Genomic DNA, 20,910 nt, shown 5'->3' with positions numbered 1-20,910 from the left:
AGATCAACCGCAAGAGTGTGATTGTTCTGGCCGAGGACGGCCCCAAACAGTACAAGGTCTCGCCGGAGTTATTAAGGCCTCTGCGTGACGTGAAGTAGGTCAACTACGTCGTGGAATGAACGCTTACTTGCGAAGAGAGTTAAAAAGCTCCAAGAAGATCACACAAAACTCTCGAATGAAGAATACGAGATCATCACGAGAGTTGCTAGCCAACTTCCCTATGCTCTGACCGAGCGTCAATTAGAGGCAGTCGAAAAGTCCCTCGCTTGCGGAATTAGCAGTATCACCGGGGGCGCAGGAACTGGGAAAACAACAGTGCTCAGCACAACACTGAGGTGCTACAGACTCCTTGGGTATGACATCAAAGCCATGGCCCTCTCCGGGCGAGCTGCCATGCGCCTTGAGCAGAGTATCGGAACGGAAACTAGCACGATTGCAAAATTTTTGAGGGAGGATCTTAAGGACGAAGGCGTTCCGACATTGGTAGTTATCGATGAAGCCTCGATGGTGGACATTAACTACCTGTACAAAATCGTGCTCAAGACCTCTCCAAGTACCCGCATACTGCTGGTTGGCGACCCATATCAGCTGCCTCCCATTGGGCCTGGTGTACCGTTTGCGGACATCTTAGCAGCGGAAGCAGCAGCAAACACCGAACTCAATATTGTAAAGCGTCAAGATGAAACAACTGGCATTCCAGTTTATTCAGCTGCGATACGCCAAGGCGAAGTACCTGAAAATTTCTCCACTGGAAAGATCTTTTTCCACGAACTGCAAGACCAAGGAGAGGCAGATAAAAACCTAGAGCTGATAGCACGCAAATGCAGCGAGCTGTATTCGCAAGCACCTGTTGAAAGCCGCGTCATTGCGCCAACGAAAAAGCTGACAGAAAAAATCAATCTGCTATGCCAAAGCCTCGTGAATCCTGAAGGCGAAAGCCTTTCTGTAGATTTGAACGCTGAATTTTTCGAAACTGATTTCAGGAGGCGAGATCCAGTTCTATTCACTAAGAACGATTACGACATTGGCGTTCAAAACGGGAGTCTTGGCCGTCTTGCGTCGGTTCAACAAGAAGACGCGAAGCTCGGAGAGGTAATTCTGGATGATTCTGGCGATGTGATTGATATCCACAAAACTCAGCTCGATAACATGGAGTTGGGTTATGCGATCACATTGCACAAAGCGCAGGGGTCACAGTTCCCGCGAGTCATAATTGCTCTGAGTAATTCCCGCATGATTGAGAGATCTTGGTTGTACACTGCGATAACTAGATCAGAAGCCGAAGTCCATATTGTGGGGCAAAGAGAGAAATTCATTGACTCGATTATAAAACCAAGCAAGCACTACGAGAGGAAGACGTTCCTTGGCCAGATACTTGAACCATTACGTACCACCCAGACATAGACGCTGAAAACGGTGCGTCTTACTCGTTTTATTTCAGTGACTCGTTGTACTTTGAAAGCATCTTGATTAGAGCTTTTCCGGACTGTTTCTCTGGCAACCTTTGCTTTCGCTCGACCAGTTGATGTCGATCTAGATCGAATGTTCGGACTTGGATTTCTTGAACAAGGCTGTAGCTAGCATTGAGCAATTCAATAACTTTATATGTTTCGAGTGAATGCCTCGTCACATCCCGATGCAAGAAGTGCTGAAGACTTTTGTGACCCAGATATTTATTTCGATAGGGTTTAACGTTCAGTTTGCATAGAAGGTCAGTAGTGGTTTTTTTGAGAGACTCCTCCCTAGGTGTAAGAGGGGTTCCGAAATTCTGAACAAAGTACCGTTGGCTGAGATTGGGTTCGTGCGCATCTCCTTCAGAATCGAACAATGCCGACAACCCGACTATTATTTCGGTGTTCAGCGCTTCTTGAAACATCCTGAACGTAGCCTGGTTGGCCTTGCCTAAAACCTCCAATGATTCCGTATGACAAAAGAGTTCATCATAGAGATAAACCTTTTTTTGAAGCGTGCGAACTTCCTTTAGATACGCAATGAACTCATCCATAAATATAACCGAAGCATTAGGCTACCATGCCCCTTAAAGTTACTGAGGAGCAAACAGATTGAAGGCCAAAGGCAGATCCGAAAAATTGTGGTGAAAAATTTTGTAACCGGTCTCACCTTTAATGCTCCCTAGTCGCAGGGAAACGCTCGATTGAGGGCGACAGCAGCAACCGTAGTTTGTTCTAAATGAAGAAATTGCGGATTATTCTCCAAAAATTTCACTATCACCTGTGCCAACTGTCGGTTATCAACCCCTTCCGGCCTACACGATTGGACACTTGAAAGCTGCTCTGAAGTCATGGGTTCAGTTCCCGTGGCATAATCAGACAGCCCCCGAACGTAGCCATAACAATAACCCATATCAAGACCTGCCAAAAATTGTGGCCCTTCGATATCACTGAAATCTGTAATCGCTAAAGCTCTCTTGCACTGCTCTAAAAACTCCTTGGTATTCGCGCTTGCAGATGAACAAGCCAAAACACCGATGATCAATAGCGCCAACCAACGATTAAAATTCATCGCACACCCCTTCCAAAAAAATTTCCCAGTCTGGACAAATAAGGATCAAGCCATCTTGGAATCCTGTACAACTGTAGCTTAGATTTAGCCGTTTGGTCGAATGATTCGGGGTCAAGGGGTTGGTGCGGCCCGCAGCTGCTGCGCAGCGAGGACTCGGCCCCTTGACGCCGCATACAGAGACACCCTTCTAAAGGGGTTGTAGCGATGCTGCAACCCCTGCCTCCCGGCGAGGGGTGGGGTCTGGGGCAAAGCCCCAGGGAAGGCCGAGCTAGGGCAACCAGCAAAGCGCCCTGGTTTTTTCGGCGCTAGCCGGACATTCACCAGTCTGGTCAGTATGGAAAGGTAGATCAGGTTAGGCGTTGTAAACGTGATACTTGAGGTACTTGCGAACCCGTTCAATTTCACCGGCCAGCATTAACTCGACGGCTGATACTCCATCAAATGCAGCGTTGGGGCGCTTGGGCCATTCGTAAGCGCGGGACTTGTCTTCAGAAAAAATAGACTGGAGGGATTCGAAAATTGAAAGTACAGCTATTTCATTCTCTCGATTACCGAGTAGCTGATCTCTCTGCTTTATGTCGAGACCCCAGCTAGACAGTACCCGCAATGCTAATTCACGCTGGGTTTCCTGGCCTACAGCTTCCATAGCGCCTCTCCATCAAAATCAGGTGGTAAGCCTTAGTATAGCTGAGAAAAACGCGTAGAGACGATCTGAGGCGGTTCTGGAGTGCGTTCAATGAAAGAGATGGGAGAGGAGAGAAGAAAATGGCGTCCCGTGTAGGACTCGAACCTACGACCCTCGGCTTAGCTTACCTACTACAGTTTTCACTGCCACTCCGAAGAGCGTTTGTGGTCTGGACTATACCTTCACCATGCAACCCTAGAGTTGTTTAGGTGGGAGCCGTCTAGTCTCTGCACCTTCCCAGCCTCTTTCGAATCTGGGCTTGGCTCAGGATTGCCATCAGCCGAACTGGAAGGTTTCCCTGAATTTGACTCCTGCCACCCAGCGGATTTCTCCGATGGGGCTCCTTTTGGACATTAGATGTCCAGCTTAAGGCCGATGCTCTATCCAGCTGAGCTAACGGGACGAACTTACCAAAAACTTGGTAACTCTTTGCGCGCCTTTGGTAACCTTACCAGCCCCCAAAGCCCCGTCACTCACTCACTCACCGAAAAATGGTAACTTTTTGGGGGTTTGTTATGCTCTATCCAGCTGAGCTACGGGCGCTTGACCGTTCGCCCACCTGAACATCCAGAAAAATGGTCGGGGTAGAGAGATTCGAACTCCCGACATCCTGCTCCCAAAGCAGGCGCGCTACCAGACTGCGCTATACCCCGTTAACTGAACAACAAGTGCCTCAGCAAAGTTGGCGCGCATATTACCGGCGCCTGAGGCATCCGTCAACACGGATTTTAAAAAACCTGCGTATAACGTTGATTCAGAAGACTGCCTGCCCCGGCAAAAGTTCCCTCCGGGAAGCTACATTGGCGTTCACGCCGAAGCATGAGACAATGCGCGGCCTCACTTCACCACTATTCATGCCCAACCGACAAGACGGAAACATGAGCGCCAAACTGATTAACGGAAAAGACATTGCCGCACAGGTCCGGCAGCGGGTTGCTGCCGGCGTGGAAGCCCGCAAACAGAAGGGGCTTCGTGTACCTGGCCTGGCCGTGGTCCTGGTCGGCAACGATCCCGCCTCGCAAGTTTATGTAGGCAACAAGCGCAAGGCTTGCGAACAGGCCGGTATCCTTTCACTGTCTTACGACCTGCCCGCAGACACCTCCCAGCAGGCTCTTGAAGCCCTGGTAGACGAGCTTAACGAAAACCCGACGGTAGACGGCATCCTGGTACAGCTTCCCCTGCCCTCACACCTGGACGCAGACCCGATCCTGGTAAAAATCCGGCCGGATAAAGATGTGGACGGCTTTCACCCCTACAACATCGGCCGCCTGATGCAGCGCAAGCCCGCCCTGCGCCCCTGCACACCGGCCGGCGTGATTACCCTGCTGGATTCCGTTGGCACACCCTATAAAGGCCAGCACGCGGTGATTGTGGGCGCTTCCAACATCGTCGGCCGCCCCATGTGCATGGAACTGCTGCTCAAAGGCGCCACCACCACCGTATGCCACCGCTTTACCGACAACCTGGAAAAGTTTGTCAGCGAAGCAGACATCCTGGTCGCCGCCGTGGGCAAACCGGGCATCATCAAGGGCGAATGGGTAAAACCCGGCGCTACGGTGATTGATGTAGGCATTAACCGGATGGCCAACGGAAAACTGTGTGGCGACGTGGACTTTGAGGTGGCAGCCGCGCGGGCCGCTTACATCACCCCGGTTCCCGGTGGTGTGGGGCCCATGACCATTGCCACGCTACTGGAGAACACCTTGTATGCGGCGGATGTGCTGCATTCGGAGGTCTAGATTCTTCGGAGACCGGCGCTTACAGAAGGGTGGGGTCGTACCCCCGCCGGGGGTACGACCCCCTTGTAGCCTGCAAGGCCCATAAAAAACCCCGCCGAGGCGGGGTTTTTTGTGTCCGGTCTTACTGACCGTACTTGGCTTTTGCCTTCTGACGATAGGCGTGCAGCAGCGGCTCGGTGTAGCCGGCCGGCTGTTCGCGACCTTTCAGAACCAGGTCCACAGCCGCCTGGAAGGCAATGCTGTCGTCGAAGTTCGGCGCCATGTTGCGGTACCCGGCATCGCCAGCGTTCTGCTTGTCGACCACGGCAGCCATGCGCTTCATGGTTTCCATGATCTGCTCTTCGGTGCAGATACCGTGGTACAGCCAGTTGGTCAGCAGCTGGGAAGAGATACGCAGGGTTGCGCGGTCTTCCATCAGGCCGATGTCGTTGATATCCGGCACTTTGGAGCAGCCAACACCGGAATCGATCCAGCGAACTACGTAGCCGAGAATGCCCTGGGCGTTGTTGTCCAGTTCTTGCTGGATGTCTTCGGCAGTCAGGGCAGACGGATCTTCCATCACCGGCACCGTCAGGATGTCCTCCAGGGACGCACGCTCGCGGTTAGCCAGTTCTTTCTGTACGTCGAACACATTCACCTGGTGGTAGTGCGTGGCGTGCAGGATAGCGGCAGTCGGAGACGGAACCCATGCCGTGTTGGCACCCGCTTTCGGATGACCGATCTTCGCTTCCAGCATGCCAGCCATCAGGTCCGGCATGGCCCACATGCCCTTACCGATCTGGGCAACACCAGACAGGCCGGTTTCCAGGCCGATGTCCACGTTCCACTGCTCGTAGGCGCTGATCCAGGCCGCCTGTTTCATCTCACCCTTACGGATAAACGGACCCAGCTCCATGGAGGTGTGAATCTCGTCGCCGGTACGGTCCAGGAAGCCGGTGTTGATAAACACGGTGCGCTCTTTGGCAGCGTGGATACAGGCTTTCAGGTTAACCGTGGTGCGACGCTCTTCGTCCATAATGCCGACTTTCAGGGTAAAGCGCGGCAGGCCAAGGGCATCTTCAACGCGGCCGAAGAATTCGTTGGTGAAGGCCACTTCTTCCGGGCCGTGCTGCTTGGGCTTAACAATGTACACAGAACCCTTGGTGCTGTTCTGGAACTTGCCGTCACCCTTCAGGTCGTGGATGGCAATCAGGGACGTAACCAGGCCGTCCATCAGGCCTTCCGGAATCTCGCTGCCGTCTTTCAGCAGGATAGCCGGGTTAGTCATCAGGTGGCCGACGTTACGAACGAACAGCAGGCTGCGACCCTTCAGGGTAACTTCGCTGCCGTCAGCACCGGTGTAGCTGCGGTCGCCATTCATGCGACGGGTCATCATCTGGCCGCCTTTCTCGAAGGACTCTTCCAGGTCACCCTTCATCAGGCCCAGCCAGTTTTTGTAGGCCAGCACCTTGTCGTCCGCGTCTACGGCAGCCACGGAGTCTTCGCAGTCCATGATGGTGGTCAGGGCTGATTCCATCAGAACGTCTTTAACGTTGGCACCGTCGTCTTTACCGATCGGATGGCTGGCATCGACCTGGATTTCGAAGTGCATGCCGTTCTTCACCAGCAGAACGCCGGTAGGTGCATCGGCAGCGCCGGTGTAACCCACAAAACCGGACTCGTCTTTCAGGCCGGTCACTTCGCCGTTCTGCAGTTTTACCGCCAGCTTGCCGCCGTCGATGTAGTATTTTGCGGCATCTTTATGGCTGCCGGAAGCCAGGGGTGCGGAGCCGTCCAGCAGGTTGCGGGCCCATTCGATAACCTTGGCACCACGAACCGGGTTGTAACCACGGCCTTTCTCGGCACCGCCTTCTTCAGAGATCGCATCAGTGCCGTACAGGGCATCGTACAGGCTACCCCAACGGGCGTTGGCAGCGTTCAGGGCAAAACGGGCGTTCATAATCGGCACAACCAGCTGCGGGCCGGCCATGGTGGCGATTTCCGGGTCTACGTTTGCGGTAGAAATTTTGAAATCCGCCGGCTCGTCAACCAGGTAACCGATCTCTTTCAGGAAAGCCTTGTACTCGGCCATGTCCAGCTTCTGGCCTTTATGGTCACGGTTCCAGGTGTCCATTTTTTCCTGGATCTCGTCGCGCTTGACCAGCAGGTCGCGGTTGCGCGGAGCCAGCTCGTTCACAATCTTGTCGAACTCGGCCCAGAATTTTTCAGCGTCAACGCCGGTACCCGGGATCGCTTCGTTGTTTACGAAATCGTACAGATTCTTGGCGATCTGAATGCCGCCAACTTGAACGCGTTCTGTCATCGTTGCTTGCCTCGATGGGTTATGTTTCCCGACTCCCCCTTAGCGCACCAGGTGCGGGGGCATTAGTATTTGAGCGGCGCATTGTACGTGAAAATCCCTACAAGGTCATTCCCACTCAGCACAATGCGACTTTATGTGTATCAACCGGATCTCAGGCGCGGCGCCAGGTGGTTCCTTCCCGGCTGTCATCCAGGATAATGCCCTTGTCCAGCAGCTCATCGCGAATGCGGTCTGCTTCAGCATAATCCTTTCCCTTGCGCGCGTCGGCGCGGGCCTGGATCATCGCCTCGATATCTTCCGCCGTCAGCTCACTGCCGGTATCCGCCTGGAAGAACGCTTCCGGGTCCTGCTGCAGCAAGCCCAGCACCGCACCCAAACGCACCAGCACGGCCGCACTGCGCTTGGCAGCCTCTTCGTCACCTTCCCGGCGCTGATGATTAATGTCATTAGCTACCGCGTGCAGCACAGCAATGGCGCCGGCAGTGTTGAAATCGTCGTCCATGGCCTCGGCAAACCGACGATCATGGTCGGATTCCGGCACATCGGCTTCTTTCGCCGGCGTGATGCCACGCAGGGCGTGATACAGCTTGGTCAGCGTGCGGCCAGCTTCGGCCAGGTTGTCTTCTGAATAGTCCACCTGGCTGCGGTAGTGGCTGGACACCAGGAAGTAGCGCACCACTTCCGCCGGGTATTTTTCCAGGATCTCGCGAATGGTGAAGAAGTTGCCCAGAGACTTGGACATCTTCTCTTTGTTTACACGAATGGCGCCGGCATGCATCCAGGTGTGCACAAACTTGTGGCCGGTGGCGCACTCGGACTGGGCAATCTCGTTCTCGTGGTGCGGAAACAGCAGGTCCGGGCCGCCGCCGTGGATATCGAAGGTATCCCCCAGGCACTTGGTGGACATGGCAGAGCACTCGATGTGCCAGCCCGGGCGACCTTCACCCCAGGGCGACTGCCAGCTCACCTCGCCCGGCTTGGCAGTTTTCCACAGGGCAAAGTCCGCCGGACTGCGCTTGGCTTCCTGCACGTCCACACGGGCACCCGCCAGCAGGTCTTCCAGTTTCTTCTTGCTGAGCTTGCCGTAATCCGGGAACGAATCCACCGCAAAGTACACATCGCCGTTGTCAGCCGCATAGGCGTGGCCACCGGAAATCAGGGTCTGGATCATGGCGATGATATCGTCGATGTACGCCGTCGCCCGGGGCTCGTCACTGGGTGCCAGCACGCCCAGGCGGGCTTCATCCTCATGCATGGCGTGGATCATGCGCTCGGTCAGGTCGGTGTAGACCTCGCCGTTTTCATCAGCCCGACGCAGGATCTTGTCATCAATATCGGTAATGTTTCGCACGTAATGCACGTCATAGCCACGGTGGCGCAGGTACCGAGTAATCACATCGAAAGCCACCAGCACCCGGGCATGCCCCAGGTGGCAGTAGTCGTAAACCGTCATACCGCACACGTACATGCGCACCTTGCCCGGCTCGATGGTTTTGAAGTCTTCCTTTTGCTGCGTCAGCGTGTTGTAAATGCGCATTACTTGCCTCCCTTACCCCAGGAATCCCTCAGGGTCACGGTACGGTTGAACACCGGCTTGCCGGCCTTGGCGGTCAGTTCCTGGTCGCAGAAGAAATAGCCTTCCCGCTCGAACTGGTAAGGCAGGTCGGTACGCGGCTCGGCCAGGCTTTTCTCTACCCGCGCGCCTTTCAGCACCACCAGGGATTCCGGATTCAGGTGGTCCAGGAAGTCGCCTTCCTTGTCGCTGTCCGGATTCTCGTGGTTGAACAGGCGGTCGTACAGATTGATGTCGGACTCAACGCTGTCACTGGCCGACACCCAGTGAATCACGCCGTTAGGCTTGTAGCCTTCGGGGTTCACGCCCAGGGTGTTGGGATCGTATTCGCACTTCAGCTCGACAATTTCGCCGCTGTCATCACGCACAACCTCTTTGCAGGTCATCACATAACCACCGCGCAGGCGCACCGCCTGCTCCGGGGCCAGCCGCTTCCACTTGCGTGGCGGCTCGATCACGAAGTCTTCCCGGTCGATGTACAGGGTCTGACTCCAGGTCACTTCCCGCTCACCCATCTCCGGCTTCTGCGGATGCACCGGCAGGGTCAGGGTTTCAACCTGGTCGGCCGGGTAGTTGGTCAGGGTCACCTTGAGCGGGCGCATCACGCACATGGCGCGGGGCGCCCGGTCGTTCAGGTCTTCACGAATGGCATATTCCAGCATGCCCACATCCACGGTGCCGCCGGCCTTGTTCACACCGATCATGTCGCAGAAACTGCGGATGGATTCCGGGGTGTAACCGCGGCGACGCATGCCGGAAATAGTCGGCATCCGGGGATCGTTCCAGCCGTCGACCACGTTTTCGTCCACCAGCCGCTTCAGCTTGCGCTTGCTGGTGATGGTGTAGTTCAGGTTGAGCCGGGCAAATTCGATCTGGCGCGGGTGGCACGGAATGGTGATGTTATCCAGCACCCAGTCGTACAGCGGCCGGTGATCTTCAAACTCCAGGGTACACAGGGAATGGGTAATCCCTTCCAGGGCATCGGAAATCGGGTGGGTAAAGTCGTACATCGGGTAGATGCACCACTTGCTGCCGGTCTGGTGGTGGTCGGCATAGCGAATGCGGTACAGGATCGGGTCCCGCATGTTGATGTTCGGGGAGGCCATGTCAATCTTGGCCCGCAACACCAGCTCGCCGTTCTGGAACTTGCCGTCGCGCATATCCCGGAACAACTGCAGGCTCTCTTCCACCGGACGGTCACGGTAAGGGCTGTTCTTGCCAGGCTCTTTCAGGGAACCCCGGTACTCAGCCATCTGTTCGGCATTCAGCGCGCACACATAGGCCTTGCCCTTCTGGATCAGCTCTTCCGCGAATAAATACAGCTGGTCAAAGTAATCGGAAGCGTAGAGTACTTCGTCTGCCCATTTGTAACCCAGCCACTCGACATCCTGCTTGATGGCGTCGATATACTCCTGGCTTTCTTTTTCCGGGTTGGTGTCATCAAAGCGCAGGTTGCATTCGCCACCGAAGGTTTCGGCAATGCCGAAATTCAGGCAAATGGACTTGGCGTGACCAACGTGCAGATATCCATTGGGCTCCGGCGGAAAACGGGTAACGACCGTGCCGGTGTGCTCGCCCTTGGCGATGGCATCTTCGATCAGGCTTTGAATAAAGTTGTGGGCTTTCTTCGACTCGGCGCTCATACAATCTCTGTCAACGGGGGATGAAACATGGGAGCAATCCGAAGGCTCCGTGAAACCGCCTATTATACTCACAAATAGTCTCAGGACTCATGCACACAACGAAACTCTTCAGTACAATAGCGACTTTGATCATTCCGACCTCAAACTACAGGAAGCCCTGATGATTCTGCTGAAAACCAACCTCGGTGATATCAAACTGGAACTGGACTACCAAAACGCGCCGGAAACCGCCAAGAACTTCGAACAGTATGTTCGTGAAGGTTTCTACGATGGCCTGATCTTCCACCGGGTAATCAGCAATTTCATGATCCAGGGCGGCGGCTTCGAGCCGGGCATGACTCCGCGCAAAACCCGCGAGCCGATCCAGAACGAAGCCGACAACGGCCTGAGCAACAAAACCGGCACCATCGCCATGGCCCGCACCATGGACCCGCACTCCGCAACTGCCCAGTTCTTCATCAACGTGCAGGACAACGGCTTCCTGGACCACACTGCCAAGAATGCCGAAGGCTGGGGTTACTGCGTGTTCGGTAAGGTTGTTGACGGCATGGACACGGTGAATCAGATCCGCGCCGTTCGCACCACCATGAACGCCGGCCACCAGGACGTTCCCTTCGAGGACGTGGTTATCGAGAAGGCCGAGGTTCTGGAGGACGCGTGACCACGCTGTTTATCTCCGACCTGCACCTGGAAGAATCGCGCCCGGACATCACGGGCGCTTTTCTCGGGTTCCTGAAAACCCACGCCATGGGTGTGGAGCAGCTGTACATTCTGGGCGACTTCTTTGAAGCCTGGATTGGCGACGACGAACGCACGCCGCTACAGGAACAGGTAGCCGCAGCGCTCCGTGAAGTACGGGACAGCGGCACAGAGATTTTTCTGATGCACGGCAACCGTGACTTCCTGATCGGCAACGACTACTGCGAGCGGGCCGGCGCCACCTTGCTGGACGACCCCACCGTGATAGACCTGTACGGCACCCCTGCCCTGCTGATGCATGGCGACAGCCTGTGCACCGCCGATGTGGAATACCAGAAGTTCCGGGCCAACATGCGCAATCCGCAGATGCAGAAAATGATGCTGGCCCGCCCACTGGAAGACCGCCAGCAGATGGCGCGACAGCTGCGCCAGATGTCCATGGCCAAGAATCAGGGCAAAGCCGAAGACATCATGGATGTCACGCCCGAAGAAGTGGTGAAAGAGCTTGAACATCATGGCGTACAGCTGATGATCCACGGCCACACTCACCGCCCGGCCATCCATGACCTGGAAGCCAACGGCGAACCCGCCCGGAGGATTGTTCTGGGTGACTGGGACACGCACGTTTGGTGGCTGGAAGCCCGTTCAGGACAGGAACCGGAACTGAAGAAAGTCCCGCTATGATTCGGGGCCGCCCGCCGGCTCCCGATAGGTTTCCAGCCGCTTCAGCCAGCCTGGCAGCCAGCGTTCCCGCTCAATCGGATTCTCGGCATTCTCTGCCCGCCGGGTAAGCACTCGGCCGGCGGCTTCCCGGAACGACTGCAGTTCCGTTTTATCACCGGCCGCGTCCATCTCCAGCAATACCTGCAACAGCCCCCAGCCTTGGCCCTGGTAACGCTCACCTTCTGCCAGCCCCTCTCCCTTGAAGTTCACATAATCCATAAGGGCGTATACGCCGCCGGGAGTGGCACTCAAGGCTTCCAGATGAGCACTTACCTGCTCCTGGCGATTCTCCGGAGCGGCCTCCACGATCTTGCCCAGAGATTCCGCTGCCCGTCGAAAAATGAACTCCGCCTGAAGCCCCTGGGTTCCGGCCAGAAACTCTCTCAACTCGGCAATCCTGGCAGAATCTTCCAGGGCGAGAAACGCAGCCCGGTCGGGCCAGGGCGCATCGAAGGGCTCGAGGTTGCGCAACCAGTCTGGCACCTTGGCCTGGCGTTGCACCATGTAGCGGATAAGCTGGGGAAAACTTTCTGTGAATCGACCCTCTCCCCCCTCCGGATACCAGATAAAATGCCCGATACCCAGAGACGGAAAGGCTTCGCCTTCATTCCAATGCACCAGGCAGTCAAACCGGCTGGCGCATTCGTTGGCGAAGATTTTCTGGCCCACCCAGTCCAGCTGGGCAGGCTTGAGGGCCAGCGAGTCCGCCGTCACCGGGTCCCGGTCCGCATCGCACCCGGACAAGGGCAGCAGCATGGCCGTCAGCAACAGCGAAATCAGTGGCTTCATTACTGCTCTACAAATGCCCGTTCGATAACATAGTGGCCCATGTCGCCGCCACGGGCTTCTTTAAAGCCCATGTCGTTGAGGATGTTGCAGGTATCCTTGAGCATGCTCGGGCTGCCGCAAATCATGAAGCGGTCCTGCTCGATATCGAAGTCCGGCAGGCCCAGATCCCGCGTGATCTTGCCGGTTTTCATGGCTTCAGTCAGGCGGCCCTGGTTGCGGAACGGCTCCCGGGTAACGGTCGGGTAGTACAGCAGCTTGCCGGACACCATCTCGCCAAAGAATTCATTCTCCGGCAATTCGTCGATCTCTTGCTGGTACGCCAGCTCAGACACGTAGCGCACGCCGTGGGTAAGGATCACCTTATCAAAGGCTTCGTACACTTCCGGGTCTTTGATTATGCTCATAAACGGCGCCAGTCCGGTACCGGTGCTAATCAGCCACAGGTTGCGGCCCGGCAACAGGTTATCCAGCACCAGGGTGCCGGTGGGCTTGCGGCTGACCAGGATCTCGTCACCTATCTTGATCTGCTGCAGGCGGGAAGTCAGCGGGCCATCGGGCACTTTGATAGAGAAGAACTCCAGTTCTTCCTCGTAATTGGCACTGGCAATGCTGTAGGCACGCATCAGCGGCTTGCCATCGGTTTCCAGACCGATCATCACAAAGTGGCCGTTCTTGAAACGGAAGGCCGGGTCCCGGCTGGTTTTGAAACTGAACAAGGTGTCGTTCCAGTGATGCACACTGGTCACGGTTTCTTTCATCATATTGCTCATGGAGCCCTCGCCAGATTATTTGCGGTCAGTCATCAATTGGTAACCAGTTTAACCTTTTGCTTGAAATCGACAAAACAGGCTGTTCTCATAAACCTGTTCGATTTTATCGATAATATGGCCCCACCCATTAAAAAAGCCGCAACAGTGCCGGACCAATCATGAAATACAGTTTCCGTCAGCTCGAAGTCTTCCTTGCCGCCGCCCACTTCCAGAACATCACCCGGGCTGCGGAATCCCTGGCCATGTCGCAGTCGGCTGCCAGCAGTGCCCTTAAGGAACTGGAAAACCAGTTCGACATCCAGCTGTTCGACCGTGTAGGCAAGCGCCTGCAGCTGAACGAGCTGGGCAGGCTGTACCGGCCCAAGGCCGAGTCCCTGCTGGCCCAGGCCACCGAACTGGAACGGGCCCTGAGCAAGCACTCGGAAGTCGGCGCCCTGAAAGTGGGTGCCACACTGACCATAGGTAACTATCTGGCCGTTGGCGTGATGGCCCAATACATGAATACCCCTACCCGGCCGAAAGTATCGCTGGAAGTGGCTAACACCAGCACCATCGCAAAGCGGGTCAGGGACTTTGAGCTGGACATCGGTTTGATTGAAGGCGAGCTACAAGCATCGGAACTGGAGGTGATCCCCTGGCGGGAAGACCGGCTGGTGGCCTTCTGCTCCCCTACCCACCCGCTGGCAGCAAAGGGCGAACTGACCGACGACGACCTGCGCGCCGCCACCTGGATTTTGCGGGAACAGGGCTCCGGCACCCGCCAGAGCTTCGAGCGCGGCATGCACGGCCTGCTGCCAGACCTGAACGTATTGCTGGAGCTGGAGCACACCGAAGCCATCAAGCGCGCCGTGGAAGCGGACCTGGGCATCGGATGTCTGTCAGAAGTGGTACTGGCCGATGCCTTCAAACGCGGCAGCCTGGTGCCCCTGAAAGTGCCCCACCGGCAGTTTGACCGGCATTTCTACTTCATCCTTCATAAGCAGAAATACCGAAGTGCCGGGATTGCCCGGTGGATGACCTTATGCCAGGAGCTTTAAGAACTTTTTGCCAAAGGCCCGCTATGAAACCGGAACTCCGAATCCGGCTCTTCAATCAGCCGCTGCTCGATGGCCATAAACTCCGCCACCCGCTCATCCACCGGACCGCTGTTGGCCTGTACCGCCAGCTTCAGGTAATCCTGGTAATGCCGCGCTTCGGATTTCAGCAGGCTGTTGTAGAACTCCGCCAGCTTCTCATCCAGGTGCGGTGCCAGGGCTGCGAAGCGCTCGCAGGAGCGGGCTTCGATGATGGCACCGACAATCAGCACATCCACCAGGCGGCCTGGATCGTCCTTGCGCACGGCTTCGCGCAGGCCGGCGGCATAGCGGGCCGGCGTCAGGTGGGTGTAGGCCACACCCCGCTTGTTCATGATTGCCAGCACCTGCTCGAAGTGCCGTAGCTCTTCCCGTGCCAGGCGGGACATTTTTTTCAGCAGGTCGGTGTTGTCCACATACCGGTACATCAGGCTCAGGGCGGTGGAGGCTGCTTTCTTTTCGCAATGGGCGTGGTCAATCAGCATCAGGTCCTGGTTGGCCAGGGCGTTCTCGATCCAGCGCGATGGCGTTCGGCAGGGCAGGAAATCGTGTATCTCTTGCAGGGCTTCGTTCATGGCTTTGGCAACGGTCCGGTTCAACAAGCGCGGGAGTATAACGCACCTAACAGAACTCTCCGACCTCTGTCCAACTTAACTTTATAAGGGCTTTCCTATAGAATGCAGCGCCAGATCAAGGAGTCTCTGAATAAATCCTGAAACCCCATCGGTGATTTGAGGCCTTATTCAGAGGCTCCTGCGGCCTTTTCGCCAAAAAACTCCCGCCGGGCACCACGCCCACAGCGCGGAACATTCCAACTGATGAGGGTCCATATCGTGTTAGAAGCCTATCGTGAACACGTTGCTGAACGTGAAGCCCTGGGTATCCCGCCCAAGCCCCTGAACCCCGAGCAGACTGCTGGTCTGATCGAGCTGCTGAAGAACCCGCCGGCTGGTGAAGAAGCCACCCTGGTTGACCTGCTGGAAAACCGCGTTCCGCCGGGAGTGGACGAAGCCGCTTACGTAAAAGCTGCGTTCCTGACCGCGATCGTTAAAGGCGAAGCTGCTTCCCCGCTGATCGACAAGAAGAAGGCTGTCCAGCTGCTGGGCATGATGCAGGGCGGCTACAACATCGCTACCCTGGTCGACCTTCTGGACGACAGCGAACTGGCCGAACTGGCTGGTGAAGAACTCAAGCACACTCTGCTGATGTTCGACGCGTTCAACGACGTTAAAGAAAAGATGGACGCCGGCAACGCCGTTGCCAAGTCTGTTGTTGAGTCCTGGGCCAACGCCGAGTGGTTCACCAACAAGAACAAGGTTCCCGAAAGCACCAAGATGGTGGTGTTCAAGGTAACCGGCGAAACCAACACCGACGACCTGTCTCCGGCTCCGGATGCCTGGTCCCGCCCGGACATCCCGCTGCACGCCCGCGCCGCCTATAAGATGGAACGCGACGGCCTGAAGCCGGAAGAGCCCGGCGTAACTGGCCCGATGAGCCAGATCGAAGAAATCAAGTCCAAGGGCCTGCCGGTTGCCTTCGTAGGTGACGTAGTCGGTACCGGTTCTTCCCGTAAGTCTGCCACCAACTCTGTTCTGTGGTTCTTCGGCGACGACATCCCGGGCGTGCCGAACAAGCGTGCCGGCGGTGTGTGTATCGGTAACAAGGTTGCCCCGATCTTCTTCAACACCATGGAAGATGCCGGCGCCCTGGTTTTCGAAGCACCTGTAGACAACATGAACATGGGCGACGTGATCGAAATCCGCCCGTACGAAGGCAAGATCCTGAACGAAGCCGGCGAGACCATCTCCGAGTTCAAGTTCAAGTCTGACGTCATCCTGGACGAAGTTCAGGCCGGCGGTCGTATCCCGCTGATCATCGGCCGTGGCCTGACCGCCAAGGCGCGTACTGCACTGGGCATGGGCCCGACAGACCTGTTCCGCCTGCCGAAAGATCCGGAAGCCGGCACCAAGGGCTTCACCCTAGGCCAGAAGATGGTCGGCAAGGCCTGCGGCCTGGAAGAAGGCCAGGGCGTGCGTCCGGGCACCTACTGTGAGCCGCACATGACCACCGTTGGTTCCCAGGACACCACTGGCCCGATGACCCGTGACGAGCTGAAAGACCTGGCGTGTCTAGGCTTCCAGGCTGACCTGGTTATGCAGTCCTTCTGTCACACCGCCGCTTATCCGAAGCCGGTTGACGTTGAAATGCAGCACACCATGCCGGACTTCATCCGCACCCGTGGCGGTGTTTCCCTGCGTCCGGGCGACGGTATCATCCACTCCTGGCTGAACCGCATGCTGCTGCCGGACACCGTGGGTACCGGTGGTGACTCCCACACCCGTTTCCCGATGGGCATCTCCTTCCCGGCCGGTTCTGGCCTGGTCGCGTTTGCTGCAGCCACCGGTGTTATGCCGCTGGATATGCCGGAATCCGTTCTGGTTCGCTTCAAAGGCGAAATGCAGCCGGGCATCACCCTGCGTGACCTGGTACACGCCATTCCGCTGTACGGCATCAAGAACGGCATGTTGACCGTTGAGAAGAAAGGCAAGATCAACGAGTTCTCTGGCCGCATCCTGGAAATCGAAGGTCTGGAGCACCTGACCGTTGAGCAGGCGTTCGAATTGTCTGACGCTTCTGCTGAGCGCTCTGCTGCCGGTTGTACCATCAACCTGTCTGAAGAGTCTGTTGCCGAGTACCTGCGCTCCAACATCGTGATGCTGCGCTGGATGATTGCTGAAGGCTACGGCGATGCACGTACCCTGGAGCGTCGCGCCCAGCAGATGGAAGAGTGGCTGGCCAATCCGAAGCTGATGCGTGCTGATGCAGATGCAGAATACGCCCACGTGGTCGAAATCGACCTCGCCGACATCAAAGAGCCGATCGTGTGCTGCCCGAACGACCCTGACGATGCCAAGTTCCTGTCCGAAGTGGCTGGCGACAAGGTAGACGAAGTGTTCATCGGTTCCTGCATGACCAACATCGGTCACTTCCGCGCTGCCGGCAAACTGCTTGAGCAGAACAAAGAGCCGCTCAAGACCCGTCTGTGGATGTCTCCGCCCACCAAGATGGACCAGCAGCAGCTGATGGAAGAAGGCTACTTCAACACCTACGGCACCGCCGGTGTTCGCACCGAGATGCCGGGCTGCTCCCTGTGCATGGGTAACCAGGCACGTGTAGCTGCCAAGTCTACGGTTCTGTCTACCTCTACCCGTAACTTCCCGAACCGTCTGGGTGATGGTGCCAACGTGTACCTGACCTCTGCGGAACTGGCAGCTGTGGGCGCGGTACTGGGCAAACTCCCGACTCCGGCGGAGTACATGGAGTACGCAAAGGACCTGAACAGCATGTCCAAAGAGATCTACAAGTATCTCAACTTCGACCAGATGGAAGAGTACACCCAGAAGGCATCTGAGGCTTCCGTAGCCTGAGACCCTCTGAGGTAGCTTTACCTCTGATCTGAAACGCCAGCCTTCGGGCTGGCGTTTTTTTATGCCCCAGGTTTACCCAAATAATTGTTTTTCAGGAAATCCGGTGCCGCTGTTACCGGCCCTAAACTCAGGCTCGGGAGTTTTGCCGGCCCCGCGGCGGGGGAGCCTTTTCTTCCGGGAAAAACAACTCGCTTCGCTCAGACATCTTTTTCCCGGAAGAAAAGGCTCCCCCACCCCGTGGCCAGCGCAGAACCATGTGTGGGTTTCAGGTACAAAAAAGGGCTCCCCTTGGGGAGCCCTTGTCAGAACACTGATGTGAATCAGTGGATTCTGTTACCGCTGGATATGCTGGTACTCACCAGAATCCTTGGTGGCCAGGCTGACCACTACGATGGCAATGAAGGCGGCAACGAAACCAGGGATGATTTCATATACGCCCGGGCCACCCATGAAGCTGCCGTTCCAGCCCAGGGAGATCCAGATCATTACAGTCGCAGCACCCACGACCATACCGGCAATGGCACCGGCGCCGTTGGTGCGGGACCACATCAGGGACAGCAGGATCAGCGGGCCGAAGGCGGCACCGAAGCCTGCCCAGGCGTTACTGACCAGGGCCAGAACCTGGGAGTTCGGGTCAGAGGCGATGACCGCAGCTACCAGACCAACGGCTACAACGCAGGCACGGCCGACGTTTACGCACTCTTTGTCAGTCGCTTCTTTGCGCAGGAACAGGCGATAGAAATCCTCTGTCAGTGAGGAAGACGATACCAGCAGCTGACTGGAGATGGTGCTCATGACCGCCGCCAGCAGGGCTGCGTAAAGGAAGCCGGTGATCAGCGGGTGGAACAGCAGATCAGACAGGATGATGAAGATGGTTTCCGGGTCGGCGATGTCCATACCGTTACGAACGGCGTACGCACGGCCGAAGATACCCAGGGAGATGGCACCGATCAGGGAGATCGCCATCCAGCCCATACCGATGTTACGGGCGGTCGGAACGTCTTTCAGGGAGCGGATAGCCATAAAGCGCACAATGATATGCGGCTGGCCAAAGTAGCCAAGACCCCAGGTAACCGCTGACAGCCAACCGATAAAGGTCAGGCCTTCGGTCCAGGACAGCAGGGTCGGGTCGACGCTGTTCAGGGTTTCAGAAGCCTGGGCGAAGCCGCCACCGCCTTCACCGAACAGAACCACCGCCGGCATGATCACCAGTGCCAGCATCATGATGCAACCCTGCACGAAGTCGGTCATGCTCACTGCCAGGAAACCGCCTACTACGGTGTAAGCCAGAACCACGCCGAGGGTGATTACAATACCTACTGCATAATCGCTCAGGCCGCCGAAGTTGAAGATGCCGGCAAAGGCACTTTCAAACAGCTTGCCGCCGGCAACCAGGCCGGATGCGGTGTAAACCGCAAAGAAGATAACGATAACAATGGCAGACACGGTTCTCAGGGACAGAGCCTGAGTCGGGAACCGGTTTGCAAGGAAAGACGGGATGGTGATGGCGTTACCGTAGTGAACGGTTTGTTCCCGCAGGCGGGGTGCCACCAGAACCCAGTTAAAGAATGCACCCACAAACAGGCCGATACCGATCCAGGCTGAAGCCAGACCGGATACATACAATGCCCCGGGCAGACCCAGAAGCAACCAGCCACTCATATCGGAAGCACCGGCAGACAGTGCCGCTACTTTCGGGCTGAGTGCCCGCCCACCGAGCATGTAATCTTCAGATGAAGACGTAGATCTCTGCATTGCATAAATGCCAATGGCAATCATGATTGCAAAGTACGCAAATAGACTGATCCAAACGCCAATAGCCATAAGGCTCCTCCGGTTTAAGTGAGTCGGACCTCGGTCCGCTCTCAGAGCACAGCGCCGGCACGTGGCCTGCAGACTGCACTGTTTTTCTTGTTTACCTGAAATCTTCCTGACTGGAGCGGGACTTACCCGCACGGATACTCCTTCACTATAGTCGACCGCCGCTGGTTTGCGACAATCGCCTACCCTGCTTCCGCAAGGCGGGAATACAGACGCTATAAGTTAGTATTACTACGGATTCCCGGCTTACAAAATCCTACGATTGTTTTGCACAATCCTACGGGACTGTCGGTTTTACGGGCAGATCAGGCTACCCGGTCACCAATCTGTAACCGGGACGGGGTCGTTCCCTTGTATTTGCGCAGGGCATTGGTGAGTGCGCTCTGGGAGGAAAAGCCGGTCCGGTAACTGATTTCAGACACCGAGAGGGACGTTGACGACAACAGGCGCACGGCCTGGTCGAGTCGGGTCTGTATCAGAAACTGATGCGGGGTAATGCCCGACACTTCTCGGAACACTTCGTGGAAACGGCTGGTACTCAGGCAGGCTTCCCGGGCCAGGTCCTGCACGGTGATCTTCCGGTGCAGGTTATCGACGATATACCGGCGAATGGCGTCAGGGCTGATGCTGTGCCGGCTGGCACGGGTGGCCTGCCTGTCTACAATCCGGTCGGCCATGGAATACAGGATACTGGCCGCAAGGTGCCGGTGCAGGGGCTCGTTATCCGGGGAGCGGTCGAATTCTCCGGCGGCAAACTGCACAAGGCCCTGCAGCCGGTTGTCCATCTGGATAGTGCGGGGCTTCTCGAAGACCTCGGCCATGCGTTCGTAGTCGGCATGGGCCGGGGAATCCAGGACAGGGCTCAGCGGGTCCAGGTTAATCACCAGCACGTGGTTCTCGTGGTCCCCGCAGTAGTCGTGCCGGGCTTCGGTTGGCACCAGGCAGGCTTTCCAGGTATCCAGAAACGAACCCACGCCGTCGACACTCAGTTCGGCAGCGCCACGCACGCCCACCACAATCTGGTGATGTTCGTGATGGTGTTGGTGTGAATTGACCGGCAGTTTCAGAAGCTTTGCGTCAAGCATTCAAGCTGCACGCCTTTAATCGAGAATGTGTTGCAATTAAAGCAGATCGCGACAGAA

The 20,910-nt window shown here is 56.6% G+C and carries 17 protein-coding genes and 1 tRNA gene; 6 read left to right on the top strand and 12 right to left on the bottom strand.

What is annotated here, in order from left to right; translation table 11 throughout:
* Window positions 1-189: 189 nt before the first annotated feature.
* A complete protein-coding gene (locus tag LWH94_RS08900) occupies window positions 190-1,404 on the top strand; it encodes an ATP-dependent DNA helicase (RefSeq protein WP_332875483.1) in 1,215 nt (404 codons plus the stop codon).
* Window positions 1,405-1,432: 28 nt separating this feature from the next.
* Here the strand turns inward: LWH94_RS08900 and LWH94_RS08895 are convergent, their stop codons facing one another.
* The 4 genes from LWH94_RS08895 to LWH94_RS08880 all read right to left on the bottom strand — a co-directional run bounded on the left by LWH94_RS08895 (window position 1,433) and on the right by LWH94_RS08880 (window position 3,861).
* Window positions 1,433-2,005 carry an AbiU2 domain-containing protein gene (locus LWH94_RS08895; protein ID WP_232901943.1) on the bottom strand — a complete coding sequence of 191 codons (573 nt, stop codon included), beginning with the start codon at window positions 2,003-2,005 and terminating at the stop codon, window positions 1,433-1,435.
* Between the two features lie 128 nt (window positions 2,006-2,133).
* Window positions 2,134-2,523 (bottom strand): Rap1a/Tai family immunity protein, encoded by a 390-nt coding sequence (locus LWH94_RS08890; RefSeq protein ID WP_232901942.1) that lies wholly within the window; start codon window positions 2,521-2,523, stop codon window positions 2,134-2,136.
* A 352-nt stretch (window positions 2,524-2,875) separates the two neighbouring features.
* Window positions 2,876-3,169, bottom strand: coding sequence for an MbcA/ParS/Xre antitoxin family protein (locus LWH94_RS08885; protein WP_232901941.1), 294 nt, complete (start codon window positions 3,167-3,169; stop codon window positions 2,876-2,878).
* A 615-nt stretch (window positions 3,170-3,784) separates the two neighbouring features.
* A tRNA-Pro gene (locus tag LWH94_RS08880) sits at window positions 3,785-3,861 on the bottom strand.
* A 225-nt stretch (window positions 3,862-4,086) separates the two neighbouring features.
* Here LWH94_RS08880 and folD point away from each other — a divergent pair.
* On the top strand, window positions 4,087-4,947 hold the full coding sequence (folD, locus tag LWH94_RS08875) for a bifunctional methylenetetrahydrofolate dehydrogenase/methenyltetrahydrofolate cyclohydrolase FolD (protein WP_232901940.1): 861 nt from the start codon (window positions 4,087-4,089) through the stop codon (window positions 4,945-4,947).
* A 121-nt stretch (window positions 4,948-5,068) separates the two neighbouring features.
* On the opposite strand, the gene LWH94_RS08870 is transcribed toward folD, so the two are convergent.
* From LWH94_RS08870 to LWH94_RS08860, 3 genes are all read right to left on the bottom strand, one after another.
* Window positions 5,069-7,249: a malate synthase G gene (locus LWH94_RS08870; RefSeq protein WP_232901939.1), complete on the bottom strand. Its 2,181-nt coding sequence runs from the start codon at window positions 7,247-7,249 to the stop codon at window positions 5,069-5,071.
* 151 nt (window positions 7,250-7,400) lie between these two features.
* Window positions 7,401-8,786 (bottom strand): cysteine--tRNA ligase, encoded by a 1,386-nt coding sequence (gene cysS, locus LWH94_RS08865; protein ID WP_232901938.1) that lies wholly within the window; start codon window positions 8,784-8,786, stop codon window positions 7,401-7,403.
* Window positions 8,786-10,465 (bottom strand): glutamine--tRNA ligase/YqeY domain fusion protein, encoded by a 1,680-nt coding sequence (locus LWH94_RS08860; protein WP_232901937.1) that lies wholly within the window; start codon window positions 10,463-10,465, stop codon window positions 8,786-8,788. Before LWH94_RS08860 ends, cysS begins: the two co-directional genes overlap by 1 nt.
* A 160-nt stretch (window positions 10,466-10,625) precedes the next feature.
* Between LWH94_RS08860 and LWH94_RS08855 the strand changes: the two genes are divergently transcribed.
* Together LWH94_RS08855 and LWH94_RS08850 are read left to right on the top strand one after the other, a co-directional pair.
* The gene (locus tag LWH94_RS08855) at window positions 10,626-11,126 is read left to right on the top strand and encodes a peptidylprolyl isomerase (RefSeq protein WP_232901936.1); all 501 of its coding nucleotides are present in this window, start codon (window positions 10,626-10,628) and stop codon (window positions 11,124-11,126) included.
* Window positions 11,123-11,848 (top strand): UDP-2,3-diacylglucosamine diphosphatase, encoded by a 726-nt coding sequence (locus LWH94_RS08850; RefSeq protein ID WP_199455938.1) that lies wholly within the window; start codon window positions 11,123-11,125, stop codon window positions 11,846-11,848. The genes LWH94_RS08855 and LWH94_RS08850 overlap by 4 nt, the downstream gene beginning before the upstream one ends.
* Here the strand turns inward: LWH94_RS08850 and LWH94_RS08845 are convergent.
* Complete coding sequence (locus tag LWH94_RS08845; protein WP_442914978.1) at window positions 11,843-12,676, bottom strand: hypothetical protein; 834 nt, start codon at window positions 12,674-12,676, stop codon at window positions 11,843-11,845. The genes LWH94_RS08850 and LWH94_RS08845 overlap by 6 nt on opposite strands.
* A complete protein-coding gene (locus LWH94_RS08840; protein WP_232901935.1) occupies window positions 12,676-13,446 on the bottom strand; it encodes a ferredoxin--NADP reductase in 771 nt (256 codons plus the stop codon). The genes LWH94_RS08845 and LWH94_RS08840 overlap by 1 nt, the downstream gene beginning before the upstream one ends.
* A gap of 158 nt (window positions 13,447-13,604) precedes the next feature.
* On the opposite strand from LWH94_RS08840, the gene LWH94_RS08835 reads away from it, so the two are divergent.
* Window positions 13,605-14,483 (top strand): LysR family transcriptional regulator, encoded by an 879-nt coding sequence (locus LWH94_RS08835; RefSeq protein ID WP_232901934.1) that lies wholly within the window; start codon window positions 13,605-13,607, stop codon window positions 14,481-14,483.
* On the opposite strand, the gene LWH94_RS08830 is transcribed toward LWH94_RS08835, so the two are convergent.
* Window positions 14,480-15,094: a tRNA-(ms[2]io[6]A)-hydroxylase gene (locus LWH94_RS08830; protein WP_232901933.1), complete on the bottom strand. Its 615-nt coding sequence runs from the start codon at window positions 15,092-15,094 to the stop codon at window positions 14,480-14,482. The genes LWH94_RS08835 and LWH94_RS08830 overlap by 4 nt on opposite strands.
* A gap of 258 nt (window positions 15,095-15,352) precedes the next feature.
* Here LWH94_RS08830 and acnB point away from each other — a divergent pair, with 258 nt between their 5' ends.
* Window positions 15,353-17,947, top strand: coding sequence for a bifunctional aconitate hydratase 2/2-methylisocitrate dehydratase (acnB, locus tag LWH94_RS08825; RefSeq protein WP_232901947.1), 2,595 nt, complete (start codon window positions 15,353-15,355; stop codon window positions 17,945-17,947).
* A gap of 333 nt (window positions 17,948-18,280) precedes the next feature.
* Here the strand turns inward: acnB and putP are convergent, their stop codons facing one another.
* Both putP and LWH94_RS08815 read right to left on the bottom strand, forming a co-directional pair.
* On the bottom strand, window positions 18,281-19,771 hold the full coding sequence (putP, locus tag LWH94_RS08820) for a sodium/proline symporter PutP (RefSeq protein WP_232901932.1): 1,491 nt from the start codon (window positions 19,769-19,771) through the stop codon (window positions 18,281-18,283).
* Window positions 19,772-20,073: 302 nt separating this feature from the next.
* Complete coding sequence (locus tag LWH94_RS08815; RefSeq protein WP_232901931.1) at window positions 20,074-20,853, bottom strand: AraC family transcriptional regulator; 780 nt, start codon at window positions 20,851-20,853, stop codon at window positions 20,074-20,076.
* Window positions 20,854-20,910 lie beyond the last annotated feature (57 nt).

The organism is Marinobacter sp. G11, from assembly GCF_021282325.1.
Classification (GTDB): domain Bacteria; phylum Pseudomonadota; class Gammaproteobacteria; order Pseudomonadales; family Oleiphilaceae; genus Marinobacter; species Marinobacter vinifirmus.
The sequence above is the reverse complement of the archived record's forward strand: the minus strand, read 5'-3'. Positions and strand labels throughout refer to the sequence as shown.